At 68.9% G+C, this 15,620-nt stretch carries 7 protein-coding genes; 4 read left to right on the forward strand and 3 right to left on the reverse strand.

The window, feature by feature from the left end:
* Positions 1–68 precede the first annotated feature (68 nt).
* The 3 genes from ACLJRM_RS28565 to ACLJRM_RS28575 all read left to right on the forward strand — a co-directional run bounded on the left by ACLJRM_RS28565 (position 69) and on the right by ACLJRM_RS28575 (position 8,136).
* Positions 69–4,937: a tetratricopeptide repeat protein gene (locus ACLJRM_RS28565; RefSeq protein WP_410664797.1), complete on the forward strand. Its 4,869-nt coding sequence runs from the start codon at positions 69–71 to the stop codon at positions 4,935–4,937.
* Between the two features lie 80 nt (positions 4,938–5,017).
* Positions 5,018–6,487 carry a flavin-containing monooxygenase gene (locus ACLJRM_RS28570; RefSeq protein WP_410664798.1) on the forward strand — a complete coding sequence of 490 codons (1,470 nt, stop codon included), beginning with the start codon at positions 5,018–5,020 and terminating at the stop codon, positions 6,485–6,487.
* Positions 6,484–8,136, forward strand: coding sequence for a GMC oxidoreductase (locus ACLJRM_RS28575; protein ID WP_410664799.1), 1,653 nt, complete (start codon positions 6,484–6,486; stop codon positions 8,134–8,136). The genes ACLJRM_RS28570 and ACLJRM_RS28575 overlap by 4 nt, the downstream gene beginning before the upstream one ends.
* Before the next feature lie 62 nt (positions 8,137–8,198).
* Here ACLJRM_RS28575 and ACLJRM_RS28580 read toward each other — a convergent pair whose 3' ends face one another.
* The gene (locus tag ACLJRM_RS28580; protein ID WP_410664800.1) at positions 8,199–9,698 is read right to left on the reverse strand and encodes a chitinase; all 1,500 of its coding nucleotides are present in this window, start codon (positions 9,696–9,698) and stop codon (positions 8,199–8,201) included.
* Positions 9,699–9,860: 162 nt separating this feature from the next.
* On the opposite strand from ACLJRM_RS28580, the gene ACLJRM_RS28585 reads away from it, so the two are divergent.
* Positions 9,861–12,251, forward strand: a complete 2,391-nt coding sequence (locus ACLJRM_RS28585) for a Tex family protein (RefSeq protein WP_410664801.1) — start codon at positions 9,861–9,863, stop codon at positions 12,249–12,251.
* A gap of 74 nt (positions 12,252–12,325) precedes the next feature.
* On the opposite strand, the gene ACLJRM_RS28590 is transcribed toward ACLJRM_RS28585, so the two are convergent.
* Both ACLJRM_RS28590 and ACLJRM_RS28595 read right to left on the reverse strand, forming a co-directional pair.
* The gene (locus tag ACLJRM_RS28590) at positions 12,326–14,056 is read right to left on the reverse strand and encodes an acyl-CoA dehydrogenase (RefSeq protein WP_410664802.1); all 1,731 of its coding nucleotides are present in this window, start codon (positions 14,054–14,056) and stop codon (positions 12,326–12,328) included.
* A gap of 25 nt (positions 14,057–14,081) precedes the next feature.
* Positions 14,082–15,422, reverse strand: a complete 1,341-nt coding sequence (locus ACLJRM_RS28595) for a serine hydrolase domain-containing protein (protein ID WP_101612973.1) — start codon at positions 15,420–15,422, stop codon at positions 14,082–14,084.
* Positions 15,423–15,620 lie beyond the last annotated feature (198 nt).

Below are 15,620 nucleotides of genomic sequence, written 5' to 3' on the forward strand. Positions count from 1 at the left end.
AGCGGCGCGGAAGCCGAGCGGGCCACTGTGATCCCTGCACGACACAACGGTGACAGGGTGGGGCACGCATGACGATTTCACCGGCAAAAGCGATCACGTCCGATGTCCCGGTGCCGGCGGATTACGACGGCGACGGAACCGTCGACGAGGCGATCTGGCAACCCGCCTCCGGGCTCTGGAGGATCACCCCCTCCTCGTCCGGGCGCCCGGTGGAGGAACAGTGGGGCCAGGTGGGCGACCTGCCGGTGCCCGCGGCTTACGACGGGAAGTTCGACCTCGCCGTCCTCCGGCCCGCGGACGGGCTGCTGTACGCCCGGCCGTTCTCCGGCGGGCCGGGCTGGCAGCGCCCGTGGGGCGGCACCGGCGGCACACCGCCGCCGGAGGACCACCCCGGTATGTCGGCCGTGATCTCGGCACTCGACGGCCTGGCCTCCCGGCTCTCCCAGGCGGGCCGGTACGCCGAAGCGGTCGAACCGGCGCGGCACGCTCGCGACGTCGCGCGGCGGCTGGCAACCGCGGATCCGGCCGCGTTCAAGCCGTTGGTGGCGTTCAGATCGGTGATGCTCGGCGCGCACGCGGTCAACGCGAAACTCTTCGACGAGGCCATCGCCGCGACCACCGAAGGCGCGGATGTCTACCGCGCGATCGGCGACCGGCCCCAGCTTGCCTGGGCGCTCGAAAACCTCGCCATGCGCTACTCGGCCGCAGGCCGCTACCCCGAAGCCGCCCCACCGGCACGGGAAAGCCGCGACATCCACCGTGGACTGGCCGAGGCCGATCCGGCACAGCGGGCGGGCTGGGCACATGCCGCGGTCATGCTCGGCGCGCACGCGGTCAACGCCAAGCTCTTCGACGAGGCCATCGCCGCGACCATCGAAGGCGCCGACATCTACCGCGCTATCCCCGACCGGCCCCGGCTCGCTTGGGCACTCGACAACCTCGCCATGCGCTACTCGGGCGCGGGCCGCTACTCCGAAGCCGTCCCACCGGCGCGCGAAAGCCGCGACATCTACCGTGCCCTTGCCGAGGACAACGCGACTCACCAGGTCTCGTGGGGACACGCGGCGGTGATGCTCGGCGCACACGCTGTCAACGCGAAGCTCTTCGACGAAGCCATCGAGGCGACCAGGGAAGGCGTTCAGGTCTTCCGGAGGATCGACGATCGGCCGAAGCTGGCCTGGGCGCTGGACAACCTCGCGATGCGGTATTCGGGCGCAGGCCAGTACGACGAAGCGGTCAGGCCTGCCCGCGAATGCCGGGACATCTACCGGAAACTCGCCGAGGCCGACGCGGCCCACAAGCCGTCGTGGGGTTCGTCCGCCGTGATGCTCGGAGCACACGCCTCCAACGCGAAACTTCCCGACGAGGCCATCGCCGCGACGCAGGAAGGTGTAGCTGTCTTCCGCGAGCTGGACAACCGGCCTTCGCTCGCTTGGGCGCTCGACAATCTGTCAATCCGGTTCGCCGGCGCGGGCCGCACTGCTGAAGCCGTCGCCCCGCAACGGGAATGCCGCGACATCTACCGGAAACTCACCGAGGCCGAAGGCGGCGCCGGGCACCGGCCTTCCTGGGCGTACGCGGCATTCATCCTCGCGCACCGGCTCATCGCGGCGGACCGGCGTGGCGAGGCGCTCAACGCCGCGTTGGAGGCGGTGCGGCTGTACGAACTCCTGGTCAGGCTGGACCCTGCTCGCTTCACCGCCGCGCTCGAAGCCGCGAAACAGCTGCTCGCCTCGCTGCAGGGCCTTGTCCAGCCGGGCGCGCTGATCGCCGCGGTGACCGCTCCTGCCACGACCACGCCGGGCGGTGCCGTCCAGGTGACCGTCGCGCTGAAACCGGACGCCGAGGCCGGGACACGGGTGACGATCAACGGGCTGGCCGGCCTGGACGTCCGGCTGCAGGCGTCGCCCAAACCCGGTGTTTGGCGGGTGCCGGTCACGGCGACGGCGGGAACACTGCGGGAAGAACGGGTCCTGCTGGTCGAGATCGCCGGGGCACCCGAGGTCCCCCTGCTCGACATCGCACAGAACCCGTTCAACCCGCTGGCCGTGTTCGTCCGCGCCGTCGAGATCGACGACGCGAATCCCGTTCTGCGGCAAGGAGATTCCTTCCGGTGGCAGATCGGGTCGGCCGGGTACACCACCTCGGAACCGGTGTTCGGCGGCGAACTGGCCGCCGATGTCGACCACGCGCGGGCGTGGACGCCGATCCCCGTCCGGCTCGACGTCACCCACTCGGACGGGACTTCCCTTTCCGTGGAACGGACGCTGGTGCTGGGCAGTTCGTACCGGGTACTCCGCGACGAGCTGGCACAGATCCGCCCACCGGTGCGGACCGACGGGCAGGCCGTCCAGCTCGCCGATCGCGACTCGCACTACCGCGGCGTGTTCACCGTGACCAATCTCGAGCCGGTGCAGATCGGATTCGATCGCCGGCGGATCGAATGGACCGCCGACGACGACGAACCGGCCCCGTTCGGGTCGGACGAGACCATCGACGTCACGGTCCTGCCCGGCGCCTCGGTGTCCGTCGACGTAGTCCTCGACCGGAGTCAGGGCCACGGGGCACATGGCGCGATCGTCCATCTCTTCGGGAAGACGCCGGACGGGACCGCCGTCCATACGAGCGCGGCGTTCTCGCTGGTCCGGCCACCGCGAGCACAGCTGACGGAGCATCCAGGGTTCCTCTTCGCCGAGGCGGGATCCGGCGATTGGCGTGAGCGGTTCGCGACGATCGTCAACGACCGCCCCGCCGCCCCGGTGTCCGTCCGCGTCGAGGACTCCGGCGCCGTCAAGGTCCTCGCGCCACGGGGCCTCACCCAAGAAAACCTCTGGAACCTGCGGTACGCCGCCCGCGTGGCGCGGAACGGCGAAGACCGCACCGTGGCGGGCCGCGGCTGGCACTCGGGGCTGGAAGTCACCCCGCTGGCGGCGCCCGGCCCGGTCGTCCAGGACGGCCCGTGCGACCCGGACGATCTGCCCGGCGAGATCCCGGCGGACTTCGCCTGCCAGTTCACCGGCGACTACCACCATGACGTGATTCCGCCGAGGATCGCCAACGCGCGCAAGGGCGACCTCATCCTGGTACCTGGCGGGAACGGCGTGATCGGCGGCCTCCTGTCCCAGGTGAGCCCGGCCCAGCGCTACGCGCACTGCGGGATCATGACGCGGAACCACACCGAGATTTCCCATTCCACCGCGTCCGAGGAATGGCTTTCGAAAGGGCATCCGCGCGGCGTCCATCCCGTCGGTGCCGAACAGAAGGCACCGACGGACGGTTTCGAACCGGACTCCGCACGGTTCCAATGGCCGGGCGGAATCACCCAGAGCGTCGAGGAGGCCTACGGCGTCGACGCCGACGAGGCCAAGTTCACCGACGCGGAGAACAAGAAGTACAAGATCTCGGCGTTCAACCTGGTCGACTCGGCCGTACTGGACGGGCGGTGGCAGATCATCGAGCCGATGGTGATCAAACCGCATCCGTTGGCCGAACAGGCGGATCCGACCATCCGGCAGCGTCTGCACAAGGTGGCCGACGAGGCCAGAAGCCTTTGTGTCACACCGCAGGACACGCGCGAGGGGCGTCAGTCGAAGGTGCACTACCGGTTCTATTGCTACACGGATTCGGCGGTGGCGGTGCGGCCGGGGCCGGGCGGCGTGATCGGCCCCGCGCCGGACGACGCGGGCTGGGCGGCCGGGACGTTGCCGACGCAATGCGCGTCGTTCCTCTGGCTGGCGGCGAGACGAGCCGGGATCAAGCTTGAGGGACCGGACGTCATCACGAAGCAGACGGACCTCGAACTCACCGATCTGCAGTCCGGAGCGCAGACCGACGAGCAGACACTGGACGGGCTGTATTTCTACGGCGAGGAGGAGCGCCGCCGGGCGGCACGGTGGTTCGTGCCGTTCCTCGAAGAGAAGATCTTCCGCACGGCGAGGGACGAGGACAACAGCTGGCTGGAGGTCTCGTTCAACGAACTGTTCTCCGACATGGGCGACGACTGCGCCAACCAGCTCGCCAACACCTTCGCCTTCGACTGGGCCGACGGCGATTCGAAGAACTCCGACCGCTGGGAGAACCCCGGCCCCGGACGCGCGGTCAGCCCCGACAACCTGCTCCTGTGGGACCGGCCGGAGGAGACCGGCTTCGGCCTCTGGGGCTATGCCGAACCGCTGGTGCACCACCGTGCCCGGCTGGAACCCGTCCCGGTCACGAAGTGGCGCAAGACCGACGGGCCCGCGTTGCTCAAGGGGAAGGTGACGTTCAACGGCGAGCCGGTGGCAGGCGCGCAGGTGAACGTGGGTTCGGTGGTCTTCGCCGACTCGCAGGGACGCTTCGAGATGGACATCCACGAAGGGCGTTACCTCGTCAAGGCGTCGAAGTTCATCAGCCGGGAAGTGGGCATCGCGGCGGGAGAAGTGGATTTCACCGCGCAGGCGGGCAAGGTGCACACGATCGAGGTCGCGCTCGAACCGCCGCCGGAGCGGTACCGGCTGGTCCAGATCGAGGCGCGGATCGAGATGCGCGACGACGAATTCAGCGCCAACCCGTTCGAAGACGATCCCGACGAGTACTTCCACGACCGCAAGTACTGGGAGCTCCGGGTGGACCCGGTCAACCCGGTGGACGGCACCGGGTACGAGAACGGCTGGGGCGGCGAACTGCGGGTCGACGCGACGATCAACGCGAAGTTCGATCCCGACGACCTGAGCGTCGAGCTCGAGATCTTCGGCACGCTGTTCGAAGGGGACAACGACCAGACGACCGACTACGGCGGCATGGGCTCCGCCAAGTTCGTCATCCCGGCGGGCGCGGCGGGCGTGGTGAAGGACAAGTTCGGCCGGGACCTGAAGCTCTTGATCTGGAACAGTCAGGACGACAGCCCGGACGACAAGATCGAGTTCTTCCTGACCGTCACCAACCGGGCCCAGCTGTAGCACCGCGTGGCCGGAAATCTCGATTGAGTGGCCGGTCGGGCACTTCCGGGCGAGGTGAGGGCTGCGTAGCGTCGATCGGCATGAGCACTGGGTCATCGAAGACGAGCGTGCTGATCGTGGGGACGGGATTCGGCGGGGTCGGGACGGCGATCGAGCTCAAACGCGCCGGCTTCCACGACTTCACCATCCTGGAGAGCGCGGACGAGCCGGGCGGCGTCTGGCGGGAGAACACGTATCCGGGCGCGGGCTGTGACATCCCGTCGCCGCTGTACTCGTTCTCCTACGAGCCCAATCCCGACTGGCCGAAGCGGTTCTCGCTGCAACCCGACATCCACGAGTACCTCAAACGCGTGGTGCGCCGCTACGGGCTCGAACCGCACATCCGCTTCGGCACCCGTGTCACCGGCGCGGCCTTCGACGAGGACCGCGGGCTCTGGCGGGTCGAGACCGCGGGTGGCGAGACCTACGAGGCGACCGTTTTCGTTCCCGCCGTCGGGCAGCTTTCGCGGCCGGTCCAGCCGGACATCCCCGGCCAGGACACCTTCGAAGGCGCCAGTTTCCACTCCGCGCGCTGGGACCACGACGTCGACCTGCGCGGCAGGAAGGTCGCGGTGATCGGCACCGGCGCGAGCGCGATCCAGTTCGTGCCCGAGGTCCAGCGCCAGGCGGGCGAGCTGACGGTGTTCCAGCGCACCGCGCCGTACATCATGGCCAAACGGGACACCCGCTACCGGCGCTGGCAGCAACGGCTGTTCCGGCACCTCCCGGCCACGCAGCTGCTCGGCAGGCTCCGGATCTTCCTGCTCGCCGAGTACGCGACCTACGCGATGACCGAACATCCTTTCCTGGCCAAGGTCTTCGAACTGCGGACGGCCCAGTTGCGCCGTCGTCACCTCAAGGACCGGGCGCTGCGCGAGAAACTCACCCCGGACTACCCGCTGGGCTGCAAGCGGATCCTGTTCACCAACGAGTACCTGCCCGCGCTCGCCCAGCACAACGTCGCCGTGGAGACGCGGCGCATCAGCGCGATCACGCCGTCCGGGGTGCTCACCGAGGACGGCATCGAGCACGAGGCCGACGTCATCGTCTACGGAACCGGCTTCGCGGCGACGGACTTCCTCGGCGAACTCAAGGTGGAAGGTCTCGGCGGCAGGTCGCTGTCCGACGCGTGGAAGGGCGGCGCGCGGGCGTACCTCGGCATGACCGTGCCGGGTTTCCCGAACCTGTTCTGCGTCTACGGGCCCAACACGAACCTCGGCGCGGGCTCCATCATCTACATGATCGAACGGCAGGCCCGCTACATCCGCCAGGCCGTCGAACACCTCGCCCGGCCCGAGGTGTCCTATATGGACGTCGTCCCGGAGGTCGAGCAGCGCTACGACGAGGAGGTCCAGCGACGGCTCGGCCGGAGTGTCTGGTCGGCCTGCGCCAGCTGGTACCGCCAGGAGAACGGCCGGGTGAGCACGAACTGGCCGGGCCTGGTGACCGAGTACGACCGCCGCACGAAGACGCTCGACCTCGGCGACTACCGGACGGCGGGACCGCGATGAACTACGACGTGCTGGTGATCGGCTCCGGGTTCGGCGGCAGCGTGACCGCGTTGCGGCTCACCGAGAAGGGCTATCGCGTCGGTGTGCTGGAGACGGGCCGCCGGTTCGCCGACGACGAGTTCGCGAAGACCTCCTGGCGGCTGCGGAAATACCTGTGGGCCCCGAAACTGGGCTGCTACGGCATTCAACGGCTGACCCTGCTGAAGAACACGTTCGTCCTGAGCGGCGCGGGCGTCGGCGGCGGCTCGCTCGTCTACGCGAACACGCTCTACGAACCCCCGGACACCTTCTACGAAGACCCGCAGTGGGCGCACATCACCGACTGGAAGGCCGAACTCGCCCCGCATTACGACCAGGCGAAACGGATGCTGGGCGTGGTGGAGAACCCGCTGGTCACCCCGGCCGACCGCGTACTGCGCGAGGTCGCCGAGGACATGGGCATCGCGCACACCTACCGGCCGACGCCGGTCGGCGTCTACTTCGGCAAGCGCGACACCGACCCGTTCTTCGGCGGCGAAGGCCCTCGGCGGACGCCGTGCACGCACTGCGGTGAATGCATGACCGGCTGCCGGGTCGGCGCCAAGAACACGACCGTCAAGAACTACCTGTACCTGGCGGAGAAAGCGGGTGCGGAGGTCCACCCGCTGACCACCGCGGTGTCGGTGCGGCCGATCGACGGCGGCTACGCGGTCGACACCGTCCGGACCGGGCGCTGGCTGCGCAAACGCAAGCGGACCTTCACCGCCGGGCAGGTCGTGTTCGCCGCCGCTTCCCTGGGCACGCAACGGCTTCTGCATTCGCTGAAGGACTCCGGCACGTTGCCGAACCTGTCGCCGCGGCTGGGCTTGCTCGCCAGGACGAACTCCGAGGCCGTCCTCGCCGCGCGATCCCTGCGCGACGACACCGACTTCACCCGCGGCGTCGCGATCACGTCGTCGATCCACCCGGACGCGGTGACCCACGTCGAGCCGGTGCGGTACGGCAAGGGCAGCAACTTCATGGGCCTGCTGACGACGGTGCTCGTCGATGCCGAACCCGGCAAGCGCCGCTGGGTGCTGGGCCTGCGCGAACTGGCGCGGAACCGGCGGAACCTGGTGCGGCTGCACAACCCGCGGCGGTGGTCGGAGCGGATGGTCGGGCTGCTGGTGATGCAGACGTTGAACAATTCCGTGACCACGTACACGAAACGCGGGCTCTTCGGCCGCAAGATGACCACGAAACAGGGCATCGGCGACCCGAACCCCGAGTGGATCCCGGCCGGGCACGAGGTCACCCGGCGGGTGGCGGACAAGATCGGCGGGCTGGCGCAGGGCGCGTGGACGGATCTGGCGAACATCCCGATCACCGGGCATTTCATCGGCGGCTGCGCGATCGGCGACAGCTCCGAGACCGGCGTCGTCGACCCGTACCAGCGGGTGCACGGCCATCCGGGGCTGCACATCGCCGACGGTTCGGCGATCTCGGCGAACCTCGGGGTGAACCCGTCGCTGACCATCACCGCGCAGGCGGAACGCGCGATGTCGTTGTGGCCCAACAAAGGCGAGGCCGACCCGCGTCCGCCGCTCGGCTCGACCTACCGGCGGCTGTCCCCCGTCGCGCCGCTCAAGCCCGTCGTGCCCGCGACGGCTCCGGGAGCTTTGCGCCTCTGAAATGGAAGGGACGGGTGCCGTCGCCCGCGCGACGCCGGCACCCGCCCCGGTCTAGCGGATCATCACGGGAGGCCGGCCAGGCCCGCGCTCACCGTGTTCGACCACGCGTAGCCCTGGGAAGCGTCCCAGTTGATCGACCAGGTCATCGCGCCCCGGATCGTCGGATACGTCGTCGTCGGCTTGAACGAACCGCAGCTCGTGCCCTTCGCCAGGCAGTTCAGCGCGTTGACCGTGTTGCCGGGCGCCTGGTAGCCGCCACCCGCCGCGGAACCGGAGGCGGGCAGGCCGAGACCGACCTGGTCGGCCCGCAGGCCGCTCTGCAGCTGGATGCAGGCCAGCGCGGTGAGGAAGTCGACCGTGCCCTGCGAGTAGACCTTCTGGTCGCAGCCGAGCATCGAGCCGCTGTTGTAGTACTGCATGTTGACGATCGTCAGGATGTCCTTGACGTTCAGCGCCAGCTTGAAGTACTCCGCCGCCGGGTTCTGCATGTCGATCGTCTGCGGCGCCATCGTGATGACCGTGCCGCCCGCCGCGTGGATGCTGCGGAGCGCCTGCGCCATGTAGGTCGCGTTGACGCCGTTCTCGAGGTCGATGTCGACGCCGTCGAAGCCGTAGGTCGCGATGAGCGACTTCATGCTGTTGGAGAAGTTCGTCGCCGCGGCCGAGGAGTCGACGCGGATCGTGCCCTTCTCACCGCCGACGGACAGGATGACCTTCTGCCCGCGTGCCTGCGCCGTCTTGATGTCGGCCTTGAACTGCGCGTCGGTGTAGCCGCCGAGCTGGCTCGACAGCCCCGAGTCGAGGGTGAAGGTGACCGCGCCCGGAGTGGCCGTCGCGTCGGCGAAGGACACCGCGATGACGTTGTACTTCGTCGGGACGTCAGCCAGCTTGAGGGCCTTCGCGCCGTTGTAGAAGTTCTGCCAGTACCCGGTGATCACGTGCTTGGGCAGGTCGCCGGGGTTCGGCTTGGTCGTCGTGGTCGTCGGCGAGCTCGACGTCGTGGTCGGCGAGGTGCTGGTGGTGGGCGACGACGTGGTCGTGGTGGGCGTCGTGGTCGGCGAGCCGCCGGGACCGTCGAGGTTGACGTCGTCCGCGAAGTACGCGGGCTGGCCGTACCAGCCGTGCAGGTAGATGTCGACGCTGGTGGTGGACGCGCCGGTGGTGAAGCTCAGCGAGAGCTGGCTCCAGCTGCCGGTGCCCGGGGACCAGGTGTTCTTGTCCCCCGTCCCGGTGCCGGTGACGCCGAGGTAGGTGTAGCTGCCCTGCACCCACGCCGAGAGGGTGTATGCCGTGTTGGCCTTGACCGGCACGCTCTGCGAGCAGCGGGCGTTGTCCTGTCCGGCCGGGGTGGCGCTGAGCGCGCGGCTGCCCGAGTGGACCGGCGTGGTGACCACCGAGGACGCGCCGGTACAGGTCCAGCCGCTCGTGGTCCCGAGTTCGAAGCCCGGGTTGGTCAGGATGTTGGCGGCCGAGGCGCTGCCCGAGACCGCGAAAGTCACCCCCAGGCACACGGCCAGTGACGACAGCAGGGCGAGGAACGCGTGTTTCGGCTTGACTTTCACAGGTGGCCTCCACGAACGGGTGATGTCGGCCACATCAAAATGGACTAGACCAATACAACTGTCAAGGGTTCGGTTAGAGGAGGCCATACGAAAGTCGGCTCGGCGGAAGCGGCAGAATGCAGGGTCCGAGAGCACCCGAGGGCGGATTTCAGGAGCGTGGGAGTGAGCGTGCAGGGCCTGCAGACAGTCGAGCAGAAGATCGCCGAAGAACTCGGTGTGCGCGAGGGGCAGGTCAAGGCGGCCGTCGACCTGCTGGACGGCGGATCCACCGTGCCGTTCATCGCCCGGTACCGCAAAGAGGTCACCGGGATGCTGGACGACGCCCAGCTGCGCACCCTCGAAGAACGCCTCCGCTACCTGCGGGAACTCAACGAGCGCCGGGTCGCCGTCCTGGATTCGATCCGGAGCCAGGGCAAGCTGGACGAGGCACTCGAAGCGTCGATCACGGCGGCGGACACCAAGTCCCGCCTCGAAGACATCTACCTGCCGTACAAGCCCAAGCGGCGGACGAAGGCGATGATCGCCCGCGAGGCCGGTCTGGAGCCGCTCGCCGACGGGCTGCTGAGCGACCCGAACACCGACCCGCAGGCCGCCGCCGCGGTGTTCGTCGACGCCGACAAGGGCGTCGCGGACGCGCAGGCCGCGTTGGACGGCGCCCGCGCGATCCTCGTCGAACGCTTCGCCGAGGACGCCGACCTGATCGGCGAGCTGCGCGAAAAGATGTGGTCGCAGGGCCGCCTGGCCGCCAAGGTCCGCGACGGCAAGGCCGAAGAGGGCGCGAAGTTCTCCGACTACTTCGAGTTCTCCGAGCCCTACACCAAGCTCCCGTCCCACCGGATCCTCGCGATGTTCCGCGGCGAGAAGGAAGACATCCTCGACCTCTCGATGGAGTCGGAGGAGCCGTCCGAAGAGCCGAAGACCGGGCCGACCGACTACGAGACCCGCATCGCGCACAAGTTCGGCATCTCCAACGAAGGCCGTCCCGGCGACAAGTGGCTCGGCGACACCGTCCGCTGGGCGTGGCGCACGAAGATCCTGCTGCACCTGGGCATCGACCTGCGGATGCGGCTGCGCCAGTCGGCCGAGGACGACGCCGTCCGCGTGTTCGCCGCGAACCTGCGCGACCTGCTGCTCGCCGCCCCGGCGGGCACCCGCGCCACGATGGGTCTCGACCCGGGCTTCCGCACCGGCGTCAAGGTCGCCGTCGTCGACGACACCGGCAAGGTCGTCGGCACCCACGTGATCTACCCGCACCAGCCCGCCAACAAATGGGACCAGTCGATCGCCGAACTCGCCGCCCTGTGCGCGCGGCACAAGGTCGACCTGATCTCGATCGGCAACGGCACCGCGTCGCGCGAGACCGACAAGCTCGCCGGTGAGCTGATCAAGAAGCACCCGGAACTGAAGCTGACCAAGGCCGTCGTCTCCGAGGCCGGCGCGTCGGTCTACTCGGCGTCGGCGTTCGCGTCGCAGGAACTCCCGGGCATGGACGTCTCGCTGCGCGGCGCGGTCTCGATCGCGCGGCGGCTGCAGGACCCGCTGGCGGAGCTGGTGAAGATCGACCCGAAGTCGATCGGCGTCGGGCAGTACCAGCACGACCTGTCCGAGATCTCGCTGTCGCGGTCCCTCGACGCGGTGGTCGAAGACTGCGTGAACGCGGTCGGCGTGGACGTCAACACCGCGTCGGCGCCGCTGCTGACCCGCGTCTCGGGCATCACGACGAGCCTCGCGGAGAACATCGTGGCGCACCGTGACGAGAACGGCCCGTTCAAGACGCGGACCGGGCTCAAGGAGGTCGCACGGCTCGGCCCCAAGGCCTTCGAGCAGTGCGCGGGCTTCCTTCGCATCCCCGACGGCGACGACCCGCTCGACTCGTCCTCGGTGCACCCGGAGGCCTATCCGGTGGTGCGGCGGATCCTGTCCTCGACCGGCACCGACCTCCGTGCGCTGATCGGCAACTCGCGGACGCTGCAGGCGTTGAAGCCGTCGGAATTCGTCGACGACACCTTCGGCCTCCCGACGGTGACCGACATCCTCGCCGAACTCGACAAGCCGGGCCGCGACCCGCGTCCGGCGTTCAAGACCGCGACCTTCGCCGACGGCGTCGAGAAGATCGGCGACCTCAAGCCGGGCATGCGCCTGGAAGGCGTCGTGACGAACGTGGCCGCGTTCGGCGCGTTCATCGACGTCGGCGTGCACCAGGACGGGCTCGCGCACGTCTCGGCGCTGTCGAAGAACTTCGTCAAGGACCCGCGTGAGGTCGTGAAGCCCGGCGACATCGTCAAGGTGAAGGTGCTGGAGGTCGACGTGCCGCGCAAGCGGATCTCGCTGACGCTGCGCCTGGACGACGAGCCCGGCAAGCCCGCTCGCGAGCAGGGCGGCGGCGGTGGCGGCGGCCGTGACCGCGGTCAGGGCGGCGGTGGCGGCCAGCGCCAGGGCGGGCAGCGTCAGGGCGGCGGCAACCGCGGTGGCGGCGGCAACCGGGGCGGGAACTCCGGCGGCGGGGGCGGCTCGCTGGCGGACGCGCTCCGCAAGGCCGGCTACGGCAAGTAAGCCTCAGGCGTGCAATGAAGGGGACTTTCCTAGCAAAATTCGCTAGGAAAGTCCCCTTCATTGCAGTCGGCGGACTACGGGTTCATCGCGTACGCCCCGGAGAGGTCCCGCACCAGCGACCACACGTGGTCGAAGCGGGCCGCGTCCACGACCGGCTTACGGATCGAGGCCAGCGCGAGCGCCTGCTGCGCCTCGGTCGAGGACGACTTCCCGTGCAGGTCGATCGCGGCGACGCTGAAGTCCTGCACCAGGACACCGAAGATCTGGTCGACGACCTCGGTCTCGATCCCGGTGATCTCCGCCTGCTCCAGTACCAGCTGCCCGTAGACGACCAGCGTGAACAGCTCGGTCAGCGCGAGACCGAAGTCGATGTCCTGCTGCTGCGCCTCGTCCGGCGTGGCGTCGGTGAACAGCTTCACCAGCGACTCGGCCTGCTCGGTGAACCGCGCGACGTTCGGGATCGCGGACGCCTTGGCGTAGGCCTCGCGCCAATCGTGGAACCGCACCTTGGACAGCCCGCGGGCGGGGCCCTGGCGGAACAGGAATTCGTCGTCGGCCGCGTCGGAGCGCGTCGGCACCGGCTCGTAGGCCTGCGGCGCGAACAGGTACGCGGGGACGAACTTCGCGATCAGCGCGAGGTTCACCGCCACCGTGCCTTCCAGCTTCGGCAGGCCGTCGATGTCGTTCTTGGCCATCGCGAGGTAGGTGTCGGTCTCGAAACCCTTGGCCGCCACCACATCCGCGACCAGGCCGATGACCTTCTGCGCCTCGGTGGTCACCTTCATCTTGGTGATCGGGTTGAACAGCAGGTACCGGCGGTCGTCCGCGTTCGCGCTGCGGAAGTAATCCACGGCACGGTCGGAGAACAGCTTCATCGCGACGAGCCGCGCGTACGCCTCGACGAATTCCCGGCGCACGTGCGGGAAATCGGTGACCTTCTTGCCGTAGAGCTCCCGGTTGTGCGCGTGCGTGATCGCCTCGTACAGCGAGTGCGTCGACATGCCGATGCCGCCGAAGCACAGGTTGAACTTGCCGATGTTGACCGTGTTCAGCGCCGCGGAGAACGCCTCGGCGCCGACGTGCAGGATGTCCTCTTCGGACACCGGGTAGTCGTTGAGCTCGAACTCGGCGACGTACATCTGCGACGGCACGACGTTCTTCACCACGCGGTAGTTCGGGTGCTCCGAATCCGCGTAGAAGAACACGTACTGATCCGGGCCCTCGACACCGTCGACGCGGCCGAACACCGACACGGTCCGCGCGCAGTTCCCGTTGCCGATGTAGTACTTCGACCCGTTCGCGCGGTAGCCGCCACTGCCGTCCGGGGTGAGCACGAGGTCCGACGAGTAGATGTCGGCGCCGTGCTCCTTTTCGGACAGTCCGAACGCGGCGACGCCACCGGCCGCGAGCGAGTCCGCCGCGCGTTTGCGGGCGGCCTCGTTCGCGCTCTGCCACACCGGGCCCAGGCCGAGGATGGTGACCTGCCACGGATACCAGTAGTTCAGCCCATAAAAGCCGAGGATTTCCGACAGCGCCGCGACCCGCGCGGTGTCCCAGCGCTTGTCGGGGTCGCCGTCGGCGTTGGCGCCGGGAGTGAGGAACGTCGAGAAGAGGCCTTCCTTGCCCGCGAACTCGATGAAGTCCGCGTAGAAGGTCCGCTCGTGATAGTCCTCGGTGAGCTTGCGCTTGCCACGCTGTTCGAACCACTCGATGGTGGAACGCAGCAGGCGACGCGTCTCCGGGTCGAACTGCCGTGGGTCGTACCCACCCGGGTTCAGCAACAACGCGGTCGCCTTTTCGCTCATCGTCACTCCATGGTCGCCGAAGTTACTACCCGGTAACCGTAGCGCGCCGCCTCGCCGTCCGGCCACCGAACTCGATCGAAGTCACCCGTCCATGCTCGTCCCGCAGGAACCGCGCGGCGGGCCGACGGGTGTCGGCGGCCTTGGCCAGCACGTCTTCACCGACGAAGACGACCTCGAAGGCCGGCGGCGACGGGATGTCCTCCATGGTCACGACCATCTGCCCCCACAGGACGCCGTCCCGGTCGGTGATCTCGAATCCCAGGTCACCGGTCTCGAAGCGGCCGAGGTATTCGGCGAAATCCGGCTGGGGCGACGGCGGGGCGCTCGCGATCGGGGGCAGTCCCACGAGGTTCTCCAGGCACCAGTCGACGACCCGGGGGCCGAGCACTCCGCCGCCCGCGCTGTTGGTCAGCACGGTCACCGCGAAGTCCTCCTCCGGCAGGGTGACGAACTCCGAAACCTGCAGGTTGCCGACGTTGCCGCCGTGCCGGACCAGCCGCGCGTCGCCGTGGCGCGTGCGCAGCCAGCTGAGCCCGACCTCCTCGAACGGCAGCGCCGCCGCGCGCTGCGGCGCGCGCAGGAGGTCACGGGTTCCGGCGGAGAGCGGAGCCTTGCCCGCCGACTCGCCCGCCAGGAAGAACCGCGCCCATTTCAGCTGGTCGGCGGCGGTGGACCAGAGTCCGCCGCTGGCGCTGTCCGCGCGGGTCAGGCCCACGGTGTGCTCGACGGCGGGTCCGTCCTCGCCCAGCGCGTGGCCGACGGCGTGACCGCGGGTGAGCACCTCCCACGGAAAGTAGTACGACTCGGTCATGCCGAGTGGTTCGAGCAGCCGGGTGCGGACCAGTTCCTCGAAGGTGACGCCGGACTCCGCCTCCGCGACCCGTCCGGCCAGCTGGAATCCGGCGTTGCAGTAGGAGAACGCCTCGCCGGGCGGGAACACCTGCGGCAGGTCGCCGAACTGGTCGACGGCCAGCGCCAGCGCGTTGTCACCCCAGCCGGTGGTGAAGTCCACGTCACCGAGGAACCCGGCCGAGTGCGTGAGCAGATGCCGCAGGGTCACCGTCTTCCGCGCGACCGGATCGGCGAGCCCGAGCCCGGGAAGGTACTCGACGACGGGCTTGTCCAGGTCCAGCACACCGTCTTCGACCAGGGCGAGCACGGCGGCCGCGGCGAAGGTCTTGCTGGTGGAGCCGATCATGAACAGCGTGCCGGTGGTGACCGGCTGCCCGGTGTCCACACTGCACACCCCGGTGGCGAACACCGACTCCTCACCCCGGTACGTCACACCCGCCACGGCACCGGGGACGCTCGCCTCGCGCGCCCACTCGTCGAGCAGGCCTTGAAGTTCTTGAACGCTCTTCGACACTCGCGTCACCTTTCACGCCGGGGCTGGTCCGACCAGCGTTTCACCGGGTGAGGGAGCCGGGCTCGTGGAAACGGACGAACATCGGCCGCCCGCTTCGTCGGGCCGCGCGAACGCGGTGCGGGCGATATCACGTAGCCCGGGAGATCACGACCAAGTACACTGGCGTTGCGGTCCGCTCAGTTCTGCCTCGGGCCGCGT

The sequence above is a fragment of the Amycolatopsis sp. lyj-84 genome (genome assembly GCF_046549075.1).
In the GTDB taxonomy this organism is placed as follows: Bacteria; Actinomycetota; Actinomycetes; order Mycobacteriales; family Pseudonocardiaceae; genus Amycolatopsis.